We start from the raw sequence: 17,029 nt of genomic DNA on the forward strand, positions 1-17,029 counted from the left end.
CCTATCCACCCTGCCCGCTTCACTCTGCCGCCAACGCCTCCATACGACGCGCTTTTGCATTCGCTGACAGTTCCGCCATCAGGCTCGAGGCGCGTGCAATCGGATTCGTCAGGTAGAAATCGCTGATTGCATTGGTAAAAGGTGCATCCGACATCTTGCCTACAGGCTCCAGTGTCCATCCGTTTTCAGCGACGACATCGACCTGACCCAGATGCTTGTGCGCTTTAACCAACGCCTTGCGCAGCGCAGCAAGTGAGTCGAACGGCAATGCCGCACCAGTCTCTGCGCTCAACGCGCGCAGAATCGCCCAGTTTTCTTTGGCCTGCCCCGGTGCAAAACCGGCGCGCTGTGCCAACTGGGGCCGCCCTTCTGTATTGACGAACAGACCGCCCTCTTCGGTATAGGCAGCTGCCGGCAAGATGATATCTGCGCGATGTGCTCCGCGATCACCATGCGAGCCCTGATAAATGACGAACGGTCCTGCCGGAATGTCGCCCTCGTCGGCGCCCATGTTATAGATCACCTCGGCGGCCAGCACATCTGCGATACCGCCCGCTGCCGTGGCATCGACATCCATTGCACCCACACGCCCCGCCGCTGTGTGAAGAACCAACAGCTTGGCACCTGATTTATCACAAACTGCCTGCACAGTCGCCAGAACGGCCGCGCCATCCTCGGACGCCAGTGCACCCTGTCCCACGATAACAAGAACATTTTTCTCTGCCATGGACGCCATATCAAGGTCGAGCAGATGCGATAACGCAGCACGGTCCGTGCCCATATGCTCGTATTCATAGGTAAGGTTCGCCGCCTCACCCACCAGGCTCACATCTGCGCCACGTGACCATGCCTTGCGGATGCGCGCATTCAGCACAGGCGCTTCTACGGCTGGATTTGTGCCTATCAGCAAAATCTTCTGCGCGGCGTCAATGTCTTCAATTGCCGCTGTTCCGACATAGGCGGAGCGGTTGCCCGCTGGCAGCTTTGCGCCGTCCGTGCGGCACTCAACGACACCGCCGAGTCCCTCTATCATCTGCTTCAGAGCAAACGCCGCTTCGACGCTGGCCAGATCGCCAACCAGACCGCCCAGCTTCTTACCCTTCATCGCAGCAGCCGCAGCAGCCAGCGCTTCGGGCCACTCGGCCTTCCGTAGCTTACCGTTCTCGCGGATATAAGGTGTGTCCAACCGCTGCTTGCGCAGGCCATCCCAGACAAAACGGGTTTTATCGGAAATCCATTCCTCGTTCACACCATCATGGTTGAGCGGCAGGAAGCGCATCACTTCGCGACCTTTTGTATCGACGCGGATGTTTGAGCCAAGGGCGTCCATAACATCAATCGACTCAGTCTTGCTCAACTCCCAAGGGCGCGCAGTAAATGCGTAAGGCTTGGAGACCAACGCGCCTACCGGACACAAGTCGATAATGTTGCCCTGCAGATTGCTGTCCAGAGTTTCGCCGAGATAGGCGGTAATCTCGCTGTCCTCGCCGCGCCCTGTCTGGCCCATCTGGTGGATGCCCGCAACTTCGGTGGTAAACCGTACGCAGCGCGTGCAAGAGATACACCGTGTCATATGCGTCTCGACCAATGGACCCAGATCGAGGTCCGTGCTTGCGCGCTTTGGTTCACGATAGCGGGAAAAATCCACGCCATAAGCCATCGCCTGATCCTGCAAATCACATTCGCCGCCCTGATCGCAGATCGGGCAATCAAGGGGATGGTTGATCAGCAGGAATTCCATCACGCCTTCGCGCGCCTTTTTGACCATAGGCGAATTGGTTTTGACGACCGGTGGCTGGCCTTCGGGACCGGGGCGCAAATCACGCACCTGCATCGCGCAGGAGGCGGCAGGCTTGGGCGGGCCACCCACGACTTCCACAAGACACATCCGGCAGTTGCCCGCTATCGTCAGTCGCTCGTGATAGCAAAAACGCGGCACTTCGACGCCTGCCTGCTCGCACGCCTGAATGAGCGTCATCGCCCCTTCGGCTTCAACTTCTTTACCGTCGATGATGATCTTGCGAATGTCACTCATGATATCACTTTTCTCTTAGCATAGAGCCGATCCGGCTCGCTTTTTGAATCTCTTTGCGCCCGAGCGCGCAATAACTTTGCGGGTCCGAGATCACAACACCATTGGCCCGCATATATGCCTCGCCCTTGGCCCGCATCCTTGCCTTTTCCATATCCGAGTCGGCATAGGCCTCTATCTCGTCGTTGGAATAACCCAGTTCGCGTGCGAGTTTGCGTGTCTCGCGGTATAAAGACAAGGCGGTGATCAGCCGGGGTGCCATCTGGGGGCACTTCTTGCGTATCTGATCTGCAACGGCAACATCAAAAACCGCATTATCAATACGTGCGACATCACGCAGCGGCGGCTTGGCGATCGCCGCGCCGGTGGATAAGGCAATCAAACTGACCGTAAGAATGAAATGGCGCATGGTACTCTCCTCAAATGCTAGCGGGGCTTTTGCCCTTGTGTGCATGTGTGGGGTAGCCGGTTGCTATGCAATAACATGGCATGTCCCAGGTCGGTATCGCTCCCATGGTGATCTCTTTAAAGGGCGTTGGGACAACGTCCCTGCAACAGCAACGTATCATTCGTGATATTAAGTTGGGATTGCGGCGCATCGGGGCCTGCCGTCCAGATAACATCGGAACTGCCAAACGAATTAACGCAGTGCACCGTCGCCTCATAGCGCCCTGCCTCAAGGGCACCCTCCAGCGACCGCGACACCGGCTTTACCGTGACGGTAAAGACATCGCGCTGACGCTCGACCTTGCGCAACTTGGCGTTAAAGATCTGACCATCAAAATAAATGCGGTCCTCCGACGATGTACATGCCCCAAGCAGCCCCGCACAAAGCACCATACCCGTCAATATCTTCATCACCGTCTCCTCCACACAGCTTCGTGCGGTTATTTCCAGATCTTAGCGCCTATATTGCGCAAATATGCAGTCAGGGCCAGCGCTTCTTGTGTCAGTTTCGTTTGCGATCACGCAGGGGGGCCACCCCGTCCAGTGCTTTGCGCAACAACGCTATGGCCAGATTGAGACCTACGTACAGCATTCCCACCAAAGGAACGTAAACCCACGCCGTAACCAGACCTCCTGTTACCGCCGTAAATGTGGCCCATGCAGGCGCGCCAAAGACGACCAGCGTCAGTATAAACGCCCCCAAGCTCAGCAAACCATCCCATATATTGCGAAAAAAACCCATTAATCTCCCCTTCCACTCCCCCGCGCGTATCAATCGGGGCTATGTCAGGCGGTCATACCCCTGCAAGAGCGCGAAAACCAGCGCGTCAATCTGGAAGAGTCAGACAAGAGAACCACAAAACAAAAGACTTTGCGGGGGCTTCAGGTAGCGACGTTACCCTACGGCACGTTCGCGTCCCGCAGCGCACTCACCCTGCCAAACCTCACCGACATATTAAAGCTACAACTTCAGACGAATGAAGCTAACCACGCCCTAGCGTGATAACACAGAGGGCCAACGTACCGTCGCCAGAATAAAGAGAGGAATGAAGCCAATCAGCACCATCAAAAGCTGGTAAATCGGGATAACCAACGGGATAGGCCCCAGCACCTCGTAGAAGGCGATCCAGCCACCGGCGAGATATATCCCAACAAGACAGGCCACAGGCACAAACGGAAACACAGCGGTCCAGCGTGGCAATCCCGCTTTACCAAGTACAACCGCAAATATGGCGCATTCAATCACCGCAATCACCAAAGGGATTGCGATGAAATTTAGAGCTTCGAGAAACACTTTTTATTCCGCCGCAACCGGCGTGACGCTGGCGCTGCGCTTATGGGCAATTCGATCTTCAATATCGCCACGGAAGTGACGGATCAGACCCTGAATAGGCCAAGCTGCCGCATCACCAAGGGCGCAAATTGTGTGGCCCTCAACCTGCTTTGTCACGTCAAGCAACATGTCGATCTCTTCCGGCTCGGCATCGCCCTTAACCAGACGCTCCATCACACGCATCATCCAGCCTGTGCCTTCGCGGCAAGGCGTGCACTGTCCACAGCTCTCATGCTTGTAGAACTTTGCCAGACGCCAGATCGCTTTGATCACATCCGTTTTCTGGTCCATGACAATGACCGCTGCTGTCCCGAGACCGGATTGCAGCTCGTTGCGCAAATAATCAAAATCCATAGTCGCGCCGCGCATCGCCTTGCCAGGCACCATTGGCACCGACGAGCCACCCGGAATTACCGCCTTGAGGTTGTCCCAGCCGCCTCTGATCCCGCCGCAATGCTTCTCGATCAATTCCTCAAAAGAAATGCTCATCGCTTCCTCGACAACGCAGGGATTGTTCACATGCCCCGAGATGGCAAACAGCTTTGTACCGGTATTATTAGGCCGCCCAAAACCTGCAAACCATGCGCCACCACGGCGAAGGATCGTTGGGACAACAGCAATGCTCTCGACGTTGTTTACAGTGGTCGGACAGCCATAAAGGCCCGCACCCGCCGGAAACGGCGGCTTCATCCGCGGCATGCCCTTTTTTCCCTCGAGCGACTCGAGCAAGGCAGTCTCTTCGCCGCAAATATACGCCCCCGCACCGTGATGCAGGTAGATGTCAAAATCCCAGCCTGACTTCGCAGCGTTTTTACCGACAAGACCCGCCTCATAGGCCTCGTCGATGGCTGCTTGCAGAGCTTCCTTTTCGCGAATGTATTCACCGCGGATATAAATATAGCAGGCCTTCGCATTCATCGCGAAGGATGCAATTAGACAGCCCTCAATCAATGTGTGCGGATCGTGACGCATGATCTCGCGGTCTTTACACGTACCCGGCTCACTCTCGTCCGCATTCACGACCAGATAGGAAGGGCGGCCATCGCTTTCTTTGGGCATGAAAGACCATTTTAGACCGGTCGGGAACCCCGCGCCGCCACGGCCTCGCAGGCCGGATGCCTTCATCTCGTCGATGATCCAGTCGCGGCCCTTTTTAATGATCGCGGCTGTGCCATCCCAATGACCGCGCGATTGCGCGCCCCTCAGAGTGCGGTCATGCATACCGTAGATATTGGTGAAAATGCGGTCTTTGTCCTGCAACATTGTACTCATCCGTCTTTCTCAGATTGGCGTAACCGCCACATTCTGAATGCTTGTATAAACACCCACAGGAACACGGCAGCAATGCCAAGCTCCAGCAGGCCCATTGTCTGGTTGGACCATCCATAGATCGTCCCTGCCGCCTCGATCGCGATAAACGCGAAGGCGCACAACACACTTACCAAGGCAAGGCGCCGCCCGTCCCGTGACAGTTTGTCATTCTGTTTGGTCACGAGCGGCCCCTCACACTAACTTTTGTTCTTACCTTTGGAAAACGCGGTTTCCCCGCCTTTTGCCAGAACCTTGGCCTGAGACATCCAATCGTCTCGTTCGATCCGGCCTTTGAAGCGTAGGCGCGCATCTACCCAGGCGATGTCTTTCTTCTTGAACTTGGCGACCTGATCGAAATGGTACACCCCCAGATCATTCAGCGTCTGCTCTAATTTGGGACCAACACCGCTGATCAGTTTCAGGTCATCCGCACCCTCGGCCCGCGCCGAGGTTAGCAAAACCGCTGGCTTTGTATCACTCTCTAGAGCGACGGCAGCCTTAGGTGCTTTTGACGCTTTATCTGCCCTCGGCGCTTTCGCAACCTTAGGGGCTTTCCCCGCTTTGACAGCCTTGGCTTCCGCTGCGGGTGTACTCATGACACCTGAAGGGGTTGAGTGAACACCTGACCAGTTGCCTTCAGGCGCGGTTGTATCCACCGCATCCGCAGCGATTGTCCCAGCTTCGGGGCCGCCAACGGTGGTTGCCTTGCTGGTCGCGTTTGCGGAAACCCCTGTTGTCTCACCTGCTGAACCTGGCTTTACACCTGCTGTTCCTGCCTCTGTGCCAGCCGTTCCTGCAACAACACCGGCAGGCAGTGCATCGTCAGCCGTGGCGGGCGCAACAGCGTGTGCTGTGGCATGAGATGTTGCATTCTCCGCCTCCTCCTCTGCGGACTGTGCGGCATAGCGCGTTGCCGGCTTATCTTCCGATGCAAGATCTTGCGCAGATGTCTGCGACGAACAGACGGTAAAAATAAGCAGTAATCCCAGAACCGTCCCGATCAGACCGCCGGTGAAAATTGCCTGCAACGCGTCAAATCCGGCCATCCAATACAGCAGAACCATCGCCATCACACCCGCAACGCCGGCAACCCCCCAACAGGTAATCATACACTCTGTGTTATTTTGTTTCGAAGCCATGGTCTAAATCTATCCCCCAGATGGATTATGGTGCGCGCTAGTTAGAACGCCCGTCTTTACCGGCCTTCGCGGAGAATTCAGTCTCCTCCCCCCTCGCAAGCCGCCCTGCTTGGTCTACCCAGCTATCGCGCGATGCGCGCCCCTTGAATCCCTCAAGATTCTGGTCAACCCAAGCAAGCTCATCTTGCCCCCATTTCGCGATTTGGTCAAAATGGAAAAAACCCATCGTATTCAATAGATTTTCGAGCTTGGGACCTACGCCCTTGATCAGCTTGAGGTCATCAGCCCCAGACTTGCGCGGTGCACTCATGGTCCGTGGCTTTTTGCCTGCGGGTGCAACGCCCGACTGGGCGTTGATCAGCGGCTCGCTATTGGGGGCTACATCGCCCCGTTTTGGTTTCGCCATTGATTTTGCGCCCGGCGCTTCGCCTTCAGCTTCCGAGACACCATCAGATGCCGCGCCACGACTACGGTTCGCGGCACTTTCTGCCTTGGTACGTCCGCCCTGTGCCCCGTCCGGTCCGGCGGGCGGCATCATATCATCACGTTCGGCCTTGGCTGTGGGCTTTTTGCCCTTACTGGCCGTCTTACCCTGCCACGGTGCAAGCAATGGCACTTCGGTTCCGTCAATCCGCTTAACCGTGTCTCCGATATCAGTGGCTAGCTTGACGCTGGCGTTATACTGCGTTCTGCCACTTGCGTGATCCGTGAGCGAGCTCAAACCGCTCAAAGGTTCAGAGGCATAGCGGCCGTTTTGCGGCCCTGGCACCGGCACCTTGCCCGCCGCCAGTTCGTCCAGCATCTCTGTGAACCGCTCGGCGGTCAAATCCTCGTAATAATCTTTGCCGATCTGGGCCATCGGCGCGTTCGAACACGCCCCCAGACATTCGACCTCTTCCCACGAGAACTTGCCGTCAGCCGACAACTGATGTGCTCGCGGTGCGATCTTTTCCTTGCAGATACCGATCAGATCTTCAGCACCGCAAATCATGCATGACGTGGTGCCACAGACCTGAATATGCGCAATCGACCCAACGGGTTGAAGTTGGAACATGAAATAGAACGTCGCCACCTCAAGCCCGCGAATATAGGCCAGCCCCAACATCTCTGACACATGTTCGATCGCCGGACGGGAGAGCCAGCCTTCCTGCTCCTGCGCACGCCACAAAAGCGGGATAATCGCCGACGCCTGCCGGCCTTCTGGATATTTGGTTATCTGCGCTTCGGCCCATGCCTGATTGGCTGGGGTAAAGGCAAACGCTTCGGGCTGGTCGGGGTGTAATCTACGCAACATATTCTGGTTTCCTTGCGCTTTATGCTTTGCACTCGGGCAGCAAAAGCAAAAGCGTTTTATCATCACTACCGAAGGCATCGTGGCCTTCCGCTATTATATTGCCGAAACGTGTAACGGCATCATTTTGTCAAATCGTCAACACGGGCAACACAAAAGAACCGACAAATACCACCGCACCCCGACCGCTCAGTTGGACCGGATTAGGGTACAGACATCGCTGCCCCGTCCCATCAAAACAGCAATTTGACCGCTCTTACTCACCAGTTGCGCCTTACGCTCCAATGATCCTGTGACCGGCGTACAGCTTTTATCCGCCACTGCCTGACTGCTCACAAATGTATCAAGCACGAGCTGCACGGTTGTATCGTCTATCGCGCTACGCTCGGTAGGTGTCTTGTTCAGGACCGGCAACAGTGCGGCCTCACGGGTCGAGAATGATTTGCATTGGGCAGCAGACAACGCACAAAGCTGTCCTGCCTGTTTCGCAGGGGCTGCCGACGCTACCGCCTGCCCCGAAACAGAAGATCCCGTCCTTTCGTCACACGCGACAAGCGCAAAAAGGGAGATCAAAGCAAAGGTGGAGCCGATTAGTTTCATCTGTCCACCTCACCAAAAACGATATCCATCGTCCCGATAATCGCGGCGACATCGGCCAGCTGGTGACCTTTGGCCAGATAATCCATCGCCTGCAAATGCAGATAACCCGGAGCGCGAAGTTTGGCGCGATAAGGTTTGTTTGATCCATCTGCCACCAGATACACGCCAAATTCGCCTTTTGGCGCCTCGACGCAGGCATAAACCTCACCCGCTGGCACGTGGAAACCTTCTGTATAAAGCTTGAAGTGGTGGATCAGGCTCTCCATCGAGGTCTTCATGTCCGTGCGCTTGGGCGGAGTGATCTTGCCACGGGCAAGAATATCACCCTTCCCTTCGGATGCGCGCAACTTTTCAATTGCCTGAAGCATGATGCTTGCCGATTGACGCATCTCTTCCATCCGCACGAGATAGCGGTCGTAGCAGTCGCCATTCACGCCTGTCGGAATCTGGAAATCAAACTCGTCATAACACTCGTAAGGCTGCGAGCGGCGTAAATCCCACGCAAGGCCTGAGCCGCGCACCATCACACCTGAGAAACCCCAGTCCTGAATGTCCTGCTCCGTCACAACACCAATATCAACGTTACGCTGTTTGAAAATACGGTTCTCCGTCAGCAGCGTGTCAATATCGACCATAAACCCGCTCAGGAACTTATGCGTCCAAGTTTCGATGTCATTCAACAGCGCTTCAGGCAGGTCCTGATGCACACCACCGGGGCGGAAGTACGCCGCGTGCAGACGCGCGCCACAAGCCCGCTCATAGAAAATCATCAAATCTTCACGCTCTTCAAAACCCCACAGCGGCGGGGTCAGCGCGCCGACGTCCATTGCCTGCGTCGTTACGTTGAGAAGATGAGACAGAATGCGGCCAATCTCGGAATACAAGACTCGGATCAGGCTCGCACGACGCGGCACTTCCACACCTGTCAGACGCTCGATCGCCAAGCACCAAGCATGCTCTTGATTCATCGGGGCTACATAATCCAGCCGGTCAAAATACGGCAGGTTTTGCAGGTACGTGCGCGATTCCATCAGCTTTTCGGTACCACGGTGCAGCAGGCCGATGTGCGGATCGCAGCGTTCTACAATTTCGCCGTCCAACTCCAACACCAGACGCAAAACGCCGTGGGCCGCAGGGTGCTGCGGACCGAAGTTTATGTTAAAATTGCGGATTTTCTGCTCGCCTGTCAGGGCGTCTTCGAAACCTTTGGTGCCGTCCATCATTTGGAAGCCTCTTTCGTCTTCTCGTCACCCGGAAGGATGTACTCGGCCCCTTCCCACGGTGACATGAAATCAAACTGGCGGTATTCCTGAACCAAACTCACAGGCTCATAGACAACCCGCTTTTCCGCTTCGTCATAGCGTACTTCGGTATAACCAGTAGTCGGGAAATCCTTGCGCAGAGGATGGCCGCGAAAACCGTAATCCGTGAGCAGACGCCGCAAATCGGGGTGACCGGAAAACAGGATGCCGAACATGTCAAACACTTCCCGCTCGAACCAATTGGCAGAAGGATGAATTTCAACCAGCGAAGGCACCATATCCTCTTCGCGGACGGCCACACGCAGGCGGATCCGCTGGTTCTGGTACATGCTCAGGAAATGATAAACCACGTCAAAACGCTTGGCCCGTCCCGTGTAATCCACCGCAGTGATATCCACTAGCGACGAGAAACGGCATGTCATGTCATTCTTCAAAAACTCGACCAAACCGGCAATGTTCGCCAGGGTCACGTCGAGGTTCAGCTCACCGTGAGCGATATCCCAGTTCAGCACGCAATCAGGGCGCTTTGCTTCGATGTAACCGCCCAATTCTGTCAGTGCATCGCTCATCGTACAATCGTCCCCGTCCGTCGCATTTTGCGCTGCAACTGCATGATACCATACAACAGCGCTTCGGCGGTTGGCGGGCAGCCCGGCACATAGATATCTACCGGAACGATCCGGTCGCAGCCACGCACGACGCTGTAGCTATAGTGATAGTATCCGCCGCCGTTGGCACACGACCCCATTGAGATGACATAGCGCGGCTCTGGCATCTGGTCGTAGACCTTGCGCAGCGCGGGCGCCATTTTGTTGGTCAGCGTTCCGGCAACAATCATCAGGTCAGACTGGCGCGGAGAAGCGCGCGGTGCCGTACCAAACCGCTCAAGGTCGTAGCGCGGCATGGAGGTATGCATCATCTCGACCGCACAACAGGCCAACCCGAAAGTCATCCAGTGCAGCGAACCCGTGCGCGCCCAGTTAATCAAATCCTCGGTCGAGGTCAGCAGGAAACCTTTGTCCGCCAGACTGGCATTGAGGTTCTGCGTGGCCACATCACGGTCCATTCCCGCAACAGCCGGACTGTTGGTCGATGTTACTGCCATTCGAGTGCCCCCTTCTTCCATTCATATGCAAAGCCTGCGGTCAGTACCGCGAGGAACACCATCATAGACCAGAAACCGGCCATGGAAATGTCACCAAACGCCACAGCCCAAGGGAACAGGAACGCGATTTCCAGATCGAAAATAATGAACAAGATAGAGACAAGGTAGAATCGCACGTCGAACTTCATCCTTGCATCATCAAATGCATTGAACCCGCACTCGTAGGCAGACACTTTTTCAGGATCCGGTCTGCGTACCGCAATCACCGCAGCCGCAAGCAACAGCGCAAGGCCCAAGCCAATAGCAACAAAAAGAAAAATGAGGATCGGCAGGTATTCCCTAAGCATATCGTCCAAGGGGGGCTCCTTTCTCGGATGGCGCGGTATATACACGCTGCGCAGTACTTTGTAGAGGGTGTAGCGCTGCGGACGGGTGGGGTCAACGGGATGCACCGAACAAACCTGCGGCATACCGGATCACCACGACGCGGCGCAAAGGGCATAGCGTCCCTCATTGGTCCCCCCCTTTGGCCGCCCCCACAATGACCATAAAATTTGACTAAATTTGCCTCAATTTGCCCGCATCCTGCTCTTCTAGGACAGTTGGTTGCTGCGTGGTCATAGCCCGAGCACGCCAGCGCCAGTTTAGTAATCTGTAGATGGGTTTTATCATGCCAACGACCTTCAATGTCATAAGTCTCGGGGTTCAGGCCCTTATTGATCCGACCGAAGGTAATACCATCGCGGAGAATGCCTCGGCGCTGGTTGGCCTCAGCTTCGGGACCGAGTTCGATCCCTTGTGGGAACAAACCCAAAGTTTTTCGCCCGGAACAACCGGCTTTGGCACCGGCAACAACACCGCCTATGATCAGGACAACAATACCGCGAGCGAGCAGTTTCGCATCAACGGCGGCCCGAACCAGCGGTTCGACGGCACCGCAATCTATAACGCGACAATTACCTATACCAATGGCACCACTGCCAACATTACTGCAGTCATTTTTCAGGACACCGCAGGGCGGACCTATCTGGCGCCCGAGTTCTCTGCAAACTCCGACCAGACCGCTCTGGAGGCAGGTGCCATCCGCTCGCTCACGTTGAATTCGCTGTCCGGCAATAACTATAGCGGCCTAACCGCTACGCGCCAAACCTCCAATTTCGCTGTGTGTTTTACCGAAGGCACGCGGATCCAGACACCCGCAGGTGCGTGCCCTGTGCAACATCTGAAGGTCGGTGATCTTGTCGACACCCTCGACAACGGACCGCAACCGGTTCGCTGGATCAACGGACGGACTGTTCCTGCGACAGGGGCAATGATGCCGGTTGTGTTCACCGCAGGAAGCCTTGGGTCAGGCCTGCCACTCAGGACAATGGCCCTGTCGCGTCAGCACCGCCTGATGCTTGATAATGTGATTGTCGAGCGGATGACCGGCAATCGCCAAGCGCTGGTTCCGGCCTGCAAGCTGCTGGCCCTGCCCGGTGTTTGCGCTGCGGAGAACATTGACCTGGTTACCTATTGGCACTTCTTGTGCGATGCCCATCAAATTGTCTTTGCTGAAGGCACACCGGTCGAGACGCTCTATCTCGGGCACGAGGCCCGCAAAAGCCTCTCACCTCTGGCACGGTCGGAGATTTCACAGCTGTTTCCAGAACTTATGGACGGTACACGTTCCGGCATTCCGGCGCGCCCCCTTATGAACGGTACAAATACGGATAAGGTAGTTGCCCGCCTCAATCGCAATGCAAAAGCTGCAATCACTGATCTTGTGAGAGCGTAGAAGACCGCCGGAAGATCCGGCAGACCTAAATGACCCAGACAGCCTTGCGCTTTTCGAAGAACGCTCCGATCCCTTCCGCTGCCTCTTGCGTCTCCCAGCGGGCCGCAAGAGCCGCAATTGACATGGCAACCGCTTCTTCCGTCGCCGCACCGCCCAGATCCTGCGCAAGCTTTTTGGCCGCTGCAACCGCACCGGGCGCACAAGATAGATAGGGCAGTACTTCACTCTCCACCGCCGCATCCAGCGCGGCCTCTGGCACTGCACGGGCGAGTAACCCCAAATCGACCGCTTCATGTGCATCAAACACACGGCCGGACATAAACACCCGCCGCGCACGCCCCTCGCCCATGCGGGCAATGACATAAGGGCCGATGGTAGCAGGGATAATGCCAAGCTTTGTCTCGGTTAGCGCCATCTTGAGGCTGTCAACACCCACGGCCACATCGCATACTGCTGCCATACCAACACCACCACCAAAGGCGTTACCGTGCAACCTCCCGATCAGCGGTTTGGGCAGACGGTTGAGCGCGCCCAGCATCGTTGCAAGCTTGCCTGCTTCTTGCGCACGCGTGCTGGCGTCCATGCCCATCTGCTCCTGCATCCAGCCCAGATCACCGCCCGCGCAAAATGTCTTGCCTGCGGCCGCCAGCACGACAACGCGCACTGCGTCATCTGCTCCCAATTCTGCCGCTGCCTGTGTCAGCTCTGCCAACATCTGTGCCGACATGGCGTTATGCTTGTCCGCCCGCGCAAGGGTCAGTGTCGCAACCCCGCGCGCGTCTAAATGCACTGTAATGGTTTCGAACATCTACAACACTCCTTGAAATCTTTGGAAACTGCCAGTCATCCCCGACGTGCGGGTCATCCCCGCATCGCACGCGCCATCTGCGACGCTTGCGCGATTTCGCCCTCGTCAAGGCCGGTGTCATACCCGAGCCGCGCCAGATGGGCCGCCACAGCCTCCGTTGCCACATTACCCGATGCGCCGGGCGCATAAGGGCATCCGCCCAAGCCGCCGACCGCCGCATCAAACACCCGCACCCCGAGGCTTAGCGAGGCATCAATGTTATCGAGCGCGCGCCCGCCGGTGTCATGGAAATGTCCCGCCAAACGGCCCACAGGCACGACATCACGCACAGCCAAGAGCATCCGCGCAATGGTGTCTGGCGTGCCCGCCCCGATGGTATCGCCCAACGATACCTCATAGCAGCCCATCGAGAACAACTTGTCCGCGATCCGCGCCACATCTGCAGGTGCCACCGCGCCGTCGTAGGGACACTCGACAACACACGAGACATAGCCCCGCACAGGCAAATCGATGTGCCGCGCCTCCTCCAGAATTGGGGCGAAACGCTCGATGCTCTCTTCGATGCTGGCGTTAATATTATGGCGGCTAAACCCTTCAGAGGCACTGGCAAATACCGCGATCTCATCCGCGCCCGCCGCCACAGCATCGGTATATCCGCGCATGTTCGGCGTAAGCGCCGCATAGCGTACACCACTGCGCCGTTCGATCCCCGCCAACACTTCTTTACTTCCCGCCATTTGGGGCACCCATTTGGGCGAGACGAAACTGGCGCATTCTATGCGGCTGAACCCTGCCGCACTCAGCCGGTTCACCAGCGCGATCTTTTCTGCCACCGGAATATCGCGCGCTTCGTTTTGCAAACCGTCACGCGGTCCAACCTCGAATATCTCGCAGCGTCCCAGATGTTTTCCGCTTTCTCTCATGTCGCCCCCTCCCAAGGTTCAAAGAATGTGCCCGCAAACAGCGTCTCGTCGCCCGGCAATGATGCCACGAACGCCGCCCTCGCTGTAATCCTTTCATACCATGATTTCACCGCCGCAAAGCCATCGATATGCGCAAAAAATTTCGCCAGATAGACCGCCTGCCCAACCGAGACATCCGCCGCCGAAAAACCTCCATCGAGGAGATAATCCCGCCCCGCCAACCGCGCATCGAGTGCGGCATAGCATTTTAAAATCCGCGCAGCCTCCAGCTTCATCACGATCGGGCTACGCATGTGATCCTCACGCAGCGCCACATGTTGCTGGGTCAGAGCCGCCGCATGCTGGCTGATCGTCTCGGCGAAATGAACCCAGATCAGCCACTGCGCCCGCTCCGCATGCCCCGCAGGCCGACCCAGAACTTCGGGGGAAAAGAGCTCGCAGAGCACTTCTGTAATCGCGCCTGTCTCGAAAATGGCCGCGCCGTCCAATTCCAGGGCAGGTACACGCCCTGCCGGACTTTTGAGCAGATAGTCCGGAGCACGCAGTGATTTGTCAAAGCCGTGTTTGACCACCTCGAACGCGATACCTAACTCATGCAGCAACCACAGGCTGCGCATCGAGCGGGTCTGCGGACAGTGGTGAAGGACAATCACGCCTCAGGCTCCAGCCGCACCAAAGCCGCGCCCGCCTCGACCTGATCCCCTGCCTGCGCGAGCACCTCTGCCACCACGCCATCGCGCGCGGCCAGCAGGCTGTGCTCCATCTTCATCGCCTCCAACACAGCAAGACGGTCGCCCATCGTTACCACTTGACCGACGCTTGCAAAAACCTCACGCACCAGTCCGGGCATCGGCGCCTCAATCAGATTTCCGTCCCCCTGCGCGCCAGCCGCCTGTTGCAGCGGATCAATACGGGTGAAAATCAACCCGTAGCCGTCGAACACCGTGATCCTGTCGCCCGCAACGGAAACCCGCGCCGCAGGCTGCCCGCCAATCTGCCATCGACCACCCCTGCGCAGCGCCTCGACTGTTTCATCGCCGATGTGCCAGCGCTGTTGGTCTGGATCAATCACCTCAACCTTAAGCAATCCAGTCTCATCGCCCCAGCCCAGCATCACCTGCTGCACCAAGGGCTCCCAGAGGGTGAACCCAGCCACAGGGCCAGTCTCAAGCAGGCCCATCGCAGCCATCCCCGCCAGCGCCACATGGCGCGTCGCGACCTGTGGTACTGCTGTCAGCGCATCGATGTCACGCGCGATCAGCCCTGTATCGACCTCACCGCGCCGAAAGCCGTCGTGACCGGCCAAAGCTCCCAGAAACGCGAGATTAGTCACTGTTCCCGCAACTTCAGTGCGCGCCAGCGCCTGCCTCAAACGCGCCAGAGCGACATCACGGGTGGGGCCATGCACAATGACCTTGGCGATCATCGGATCGTAAAACGGGCTGATTGTATCACCACTACGCACGCCACTGTCCGCACGGCACGCCGGATCAAACACCAGATGCGTCAGTGTACCCGTCGCGGGCAAGAAACCCGCAGGCACATCCTCCGCATAAAGGCGCGCTTCGAAGGCATGGCCTGTAATGCTCAGCTCCTCTTGCCGCATGGGCAAATCCTCGCCCGCCGCCACACGCAACTGCCATTCCACAAGATCGACGCCGGTGATCGCTTCGGTTACCGGATGCTCGACCTGAAGGCGTGTGTTCATCTCCATAAAGAAAAACCCGTCCGCCTTGAGCCCGCCGGAGCCGTCCACGATGAATTCTACCGTGCCAGCACCCTTATAGCCGATCGCTTCTGCGGCACGCACGGCTGCTTGCCCCATTGCATCGCGCACATCCTGCGGCATGTCGGGCGCCGGCGCCTCCTCAATTACCTTCTGGTGGCGCCGCTGGAGTGAGCAGTCACGCTCGAACAAATGGACTGCTTGTTTGCCATCACCAAAGACCTGAACCTCAATGTGGCGCGGCTGGCTCACGAATTTTTCCACCAGCACATCCGAATTCCCGAATGCCGCCTTCGCCTCCGAGCGCGCACTGGCGAGCGCCGCCAAAAAGTCGCCTGCATCCTCGACCAGTCGCATCCCTTTGCCGCCGCCGCCTGCCACGGCTTTGATCATGACCGGATAGCCGATTTTGTCCGCCTCGCCCGCCAGCAAATCATCCCTTTGATCGGTGCCGTGATAGCCGGGCACAACGGGCACGCCCGCCTCGATCATCAGGCCCTTGGCCGCATCTTTGAGACCCATTGCGCGGATCGCCGAGCCTGACGGTCCAATAAACACCAGCCCCGCCGCTTCGACGGCATCAACAAACGAAGGGTTCTCACTCAGAAAACCATAGCCGGGATGGATCGCCTGCGCGCCTGTATCGAGCGCTGCCTGAATGATCACATCACCGCGCAGATAGCTGTCGGCAGGCGCTGATCCACCGATATGCACCGCTGTATCCGCCATCGCCACATGTTTAGCCGCCGCGTCCGCATCAGAATAGACCGCGACACAACGTACGCCCATCGCCTGCGCTGTTTCCATCACGCGACACGCAATCTCGCCCCGATTGGCGATCAGAATTGTATCAAACATCAGGCGTAATCCTCTATCAGTTTAAAGCGTTCGCACATCAGCTTCATGTCCGGCGAAAATTCACCTGCCCGCTGGAAATAGGCCTCGTAACTTGCGCGCCAGTGCTCCAGATCGCGGAACTCGCCCTGTGCAGCGACAAATTCGTGGTCCATATCCAGAAACCGGCGGGTGGTAACTTCCACCGTTTCAATCATGAGCGCCGGTGTCCCGTCCCAGTTGAGTGCCACGTCGCGCCGCCCGACCTCGGGCCACGCATCGCCGCCCTTGCCATAGGCGGATGCCGCCTCGCAGGTCGCGGTCTTCGCGCCATTGCGTACCATCGCCAAAATCTCGGCGCACAGTTTTGGTCCGTCACCAAAACGGAATGTTTCCGCTTCGGGGTTGGCGTCGATAATCTCTTGCAGAGTCTTGGTCACA

20 protein-coding genes are annotated in these 17,029 nt (G+C 57.3%); 1 reads left to right on the plus strand and 19 read right to left on the minus strand.

Annotation, left to right across the window (positions count from 1 at the left end; translation table 11 throughout):
* Positions 1-19: 19 nt before the first annotated feature.
* From nuoG to C8N30_RS01110, 14 genes are all read right to left on the minus strand, one after another.
* Positions 20-2,035, minus strand: coding sequence for an NADH-quinone oxidoreductase subunit NuoG (gene nuoG / locus C8N30_RS01045; protein ID WP_025062636.1), 2,016 nt, complete (start codon positions 2,033-2,035; stop codon positions 20-22).
* A gap of 4 nt (positions 2,036-2,039) precedes the next feature.
* On the minus strand, positions 2,040-2,441 hold the full coding sequence (locus C8N30_RS01050; protein WP_025062637.1) for a DUF5333 domain-containing protein: 402 nt from the start codon (positions 2,439-2,441) through the stop codon (positions 2,040-2,042).
* A gap of 116 nt (positions 2,442-2,557) precedes the next feature.
* Positions 2,558-2,890 carry a hypothetical protein gene (locus tag C8N30_RS01055; RefSeq protein ID WP_025062638.1) on the minus strand — a complete coding sequence of 111 codons (333 nt, stop codon included), beginning with the start codon at positions 2,888-2,890 and terminating at the stop codon, positions 2,558-2,560.
* A gap of 91 nt (positions 2,891-2,981) precedes the next feature.
* Positions 2,982-3,221: a hypothetical protein gene (locus tag C8N30_RS01060; RefSeq protein WP_025062639.1), complete on the minus strand. Its 240-nt coding sequence runs from the start codon at positions 3,219-3,221 to the stop codon at positions 2,982-2,984.
* A 252-nt stretch (positions 3,222-3,473) separates the two neighbouring features.
* Positions 3,474-3,773 carry a hypothetical protein gene (locus C8N30_RS01065; protein ID WP_025062640.1) on the minus strand — a complete coding sequence of 100 codons (300 nt, stop codon included), beginning with the start codon at positions 3,771-3,773 and terminating at the stop codon, positions 3,474-3,476.
* A gap of 3 nt (positions 3,774-3,776) precedes the next feature.
* Positions 3,777-5,075: an NADH-quinone oxidoreductase subunit NuoF gene (gene nuoF / locus C8N30_RS01070; protein ID WP_025062641.1), complete on the minus strand. Its 1,299-nt coding sequence runs from the start codon at positions 5,073-5,075 to the stop codon at positions 3,777-3,779.
* 5 nt (positions 5,076-5,080) lie between these two features.
* Positions 5,081-5,305, minus strand: a complete 225-nt coding sequence (locus tag C8N30_RS01075) for a DUF5337 family protein (RefSeq protein WP_025062642.1) — start codon at positions 5,303-5,305, stop codon at positions 5,081-5,083.
* A 15-nt stretch (positions 5,306-5,320) separates the two neighbouring features.
* On the minus strand, positions 5,321-6,262 hold the full coding sequence (locus C8N30_RS19540) for a hypothetical protein (RefSeq protein ID WP_025062643.1): 942 nt from the start codon (positions 6,260-6,262) through the stop codon (positions 5,321-5,323).
* Between the two features lie 37 nt (positions 6,263-6,299).
* Positions 6,300-7,556 carry an NADH-quinone oxidoreductase subunit E gene (locus C8N30_RS01085; RefSeq protein ID WP_025062644.1) on the minus strand — a complete coding sequence of 419 codons (1,257 nt, stop codon included), beginning with the start codon at positions 7,554-7,556 and terminating at the stop codon, positions 6,300-6,302.
* Between the two features lie 186 nt (positions 7,557-7,742).
* On the minus strand, positions 7,743-8,153 hold the full coding sequence (locus tag C8N30_RS01090) for a hypothetical protein (protein WP_025062645.1): 411 nt from the start codon (positions 8,151-8,153) through the stop codon (positions 7,743-7,745).
* Positions 8,150-9,373, minus strand: coding sequence for an NADH-quinone oxidoreductase subunit D (locus tag C8N30_RS01095; protein WP_198021496.1), 1,224 nt, complete (start codon positions 9,371-9,373; stop codon positions 8,150-8,152). The genes C8N30_RS01090 and C8N30_RS01095 overlap by 4 nt, the downstream gene beginning before the upstream one ends.
* Positions 9,373-9,984, minus strand: coding sequence for an NADH-quinone oxidoreductase subunit C (locus C8N30_RS01100; RefSeq protein WP_025062647.1), 612 nt, complete (start codon positions 9,982-9,984; stop codon positions 9,373-9,375). The genes C8N30_RS01095 and C8N30_RS01100 overlap by 1 nt, the downstream gene beginning before the upstream one ends.
* Complete coding sequence (locus C8N30_RS01105) at positions 9,981-10,520, minus strand: NuoB/complex I 20 kDa subunit family protein (protein WP_025062648.1); 540 nt, start codon at positions 10,518-10,520, stop codon at positions 9,981-9,983. Before C8N30_RS01105 ends, C8N30_RS01100 begins: the two co-directional genes overlap by 4 nt.
* Positions 10,511-10,876 carry an NADH-quinone oxidoreductase subunit A gene (locus tag C8N30_RS01110; protein WP_025062649.1) on the minus strand — a complete coding sequence of 122 codons (366 nt, stop codon included), beginning with the start codon at positions 10,874-10,876 and terminating at the stop codon, positions 10,511-10,513. Before C8N30_RS01110 ends, C8N30_RS01105 begins: the two co-directional genes overlap by 10 nt.
* A gap of 314 nt (positions 10,877-11,190) precedes the next feature.
* Between C8N30_RS01110 and C8N30_RS01115 the strand changes: the two genes are divergently transcribed.
* Entirely contained in the window at positions 11,191-12,297 is a 1,107-nt protein-coding gene (locus tag C8N30_RS01115; protein ID WP_025062650.1) for a Hint domain-containing protein, read from the plus strand.
* A gap of 25 nt (positions 12,298-12,322) precedes the next feature.
* Here the strand turns inward: C8N30_RS01115 and C8N30_RS01120 are convergent, their stop codons facing one another.
* Genes C8N30_RS01120 through C8N30_RS01140 form a run of 5 tightly spaced genes read right to left on the minus strand, consistent with a single transcriptional unit; the run spans position 12,323 to position 17,028 of the window.
* A complete protein-coding gene (locus C8N30_RS01120) occupies positions 12,323-13,105 on the minus strand; it encodes a crotonase/enoyl-CoA hydratase family protein (RefSeq protein ID WP_025062651.1) in 783 nt (260 codons plus the stop codon).
* A gap of 53 nt (positions 13,106-13,158) precedes the next feature.
* Positions 13,159-14,028 (minus strand): hydroxymethylglutaryl-CoA lyase, encoded by an 870-nt coding sequence (locus tag C8N30_RS01125; protein WP_037967940.1) that lies wholly within the window; start codon positions 14,026-14,028, stop codon positions 13,159-13,161.
* On the minus strand, positions 14,025-14,681 hold the full coding sequence (locus C8N30_RS01130; RefSeq protein WP_025062653.1) for a glutathione S-transferase family protein: 657 nt from the start codon (positions 14,679-14,681) through the stop codon (positions 14,025-14,027). The genes C8N30_RS01125 and C8N30_RS01130 overlap by 4 nt, the downstream gene beginning before the upstream one ends.
* Complete coding sequence (locus C8N30_RS01135; protein WP_025062654.1) at positions 14,678-16,612, minus strand: acetyl-CoA carboxylase biotin carboxylase subunit; 1,935 nt, start codon at positions 16,610-16,612, stop codon at positions 14,678-14,680. Before C8N30_RS01135 ends, C8N30_RS01130 begins: the two co-directional genes overlap by 4 nt.
* Positions 16,612-17,028 carry an ASCH domain-containing protein gene (locus C8N30_RS01140; RefSeq protein ID WP_025062655.1) on the minus strand — a complete coding sequence of 139 codons (417 nt, stop codon included), beginning with the start codon at positions 17,026-17,028 and terminating at the stop codon, positions 16,612-16,614. Before C8N30_RS01140 ends, C8N30_RS01135 begins: the two co-directional genes overlap by 1 nt.
* Position 17,029 lies beyond the last annotated feature (1 nt).

Source organism: Sulfitobacter guttiformis, assembly GCF_003610455.1.
Taxonomy (GTDB): domain Bacteria; phylum Pseudomonadota; class Alphaproteobacteria; order Rhodobacterales; family Rhodobacteraceae; genus Sulfitobacter; species Sulfitobacter guttiformis.

Excerpts from the sequence above, each read along its gene's own strand:
- C8N30_RS01120 (WP_025062651.1), bottom strand. The coding sequence starts at position 13,105 with ATGTTCGAAACCATTACAGTGCATTTAGACGCGCGCGGGGTTGCGACA.
- C8N30_RS01060 (WP_025062639.1), bottom strand. The coding sequence starts at position 3,221 with ATGGGTTTTTTTCGCAATATATGGGATGGTTTGCTGAGCTTGGGGGCG.
- C8N30_RS01135 (WP_025062654.1), bottom strand. The coding sequence starts at position 16,612 with ATGTTTGATACAATTCTGATCGCCAATCGGGGCGAGATTGCGTGTCGC.
- C8N30_RS01115 (WP_025062650.1), top strand. The coding sequence starts at position 11,191 with ATGCCAACGACCTTCAATGTCATAAGTCTCGGGGTTCAGGCCCTTATT.
- C8N30_RS01125 (WP_037967940.1), bottom strand. The coding sequence starts at position 14,028 with ATGAGAGAAAGCGGAAAACATCTGGGACGCTGCGAGATATTCGAGGTT.
- C8N30_RS01055 (WP_025062638.1), bottom strand. The coding sequence starts at position 2,890 with ATGAAGATATTGACGGGTATGGTGCTTTGTGCGGGGCTGCTTGGGGCA.
- C8N30_RS01105 (WP_025062648.1), bottom strand. The coding sequence starts at position 10,520 with ATGGCAGTAACATCGACCAACAGTCCGGCTGTTGCGGGAATGGACCGT.
- C8N30_RS01085 (WP_025062644.1), bottom strand. The coding sequence starts at position 7,556 with ATGTTGCGTAGATTACACCCCGACCAGCCCGAAGCGTTTGCCTTTACC.
- C8N30_RS01100 (WP_025062647.1), bottom strand. The coding sequence starts at position 9,984 with ATGAGCGATGCACTGACAGAATTGGGCGGTTACATCGAAGCAAAGCGC.
- C8N30_RS01050 (WP_025062637.1), bottom strand. The coding sequence starts at position 2,441 with ATGCGCCATTTCATTCTTACGGTCAGTTTGATTGCCTTATCCACCGGC.
- C8N30_RS01090 (WP_025062645.1), bottom strand. The coding sequence starts at position 8,153 with ATGAAACTAATCGGCTCCACCTTTGCTTTGATCTCCCTTTTTGCGCTT.
- nuoG (WP_025062636.1), bottom strand. The coding sequence starts at position 2,035 with ATGAGTGACATTCGCAAGATCATCATCGACGGTAAAGAAGTTGAAGCC.
- nuoF (WP_025062641.1), bottom strand. The coding sequence starts at position 5,075 with ATGTTGCAGGACAAAGACCGCATTTTCACCAATATCTACGGTATGCAT.
- C8N30_RS19540 (WP_025062643.1), bottom strand. The coding sequence starts at position 6,262 with ATGGCTTCGAAACAAAATAACACAGAGTGTATGATTACCTGTTGGGGG.
- C8N30_RS01095 (WP_198021496.1), bottom strand. The coding sequence starts at position 9,373 with ATGGACGGCACCAAAGGTTTCGAAGACGCCCTGACAGGCGAGCAGAAA.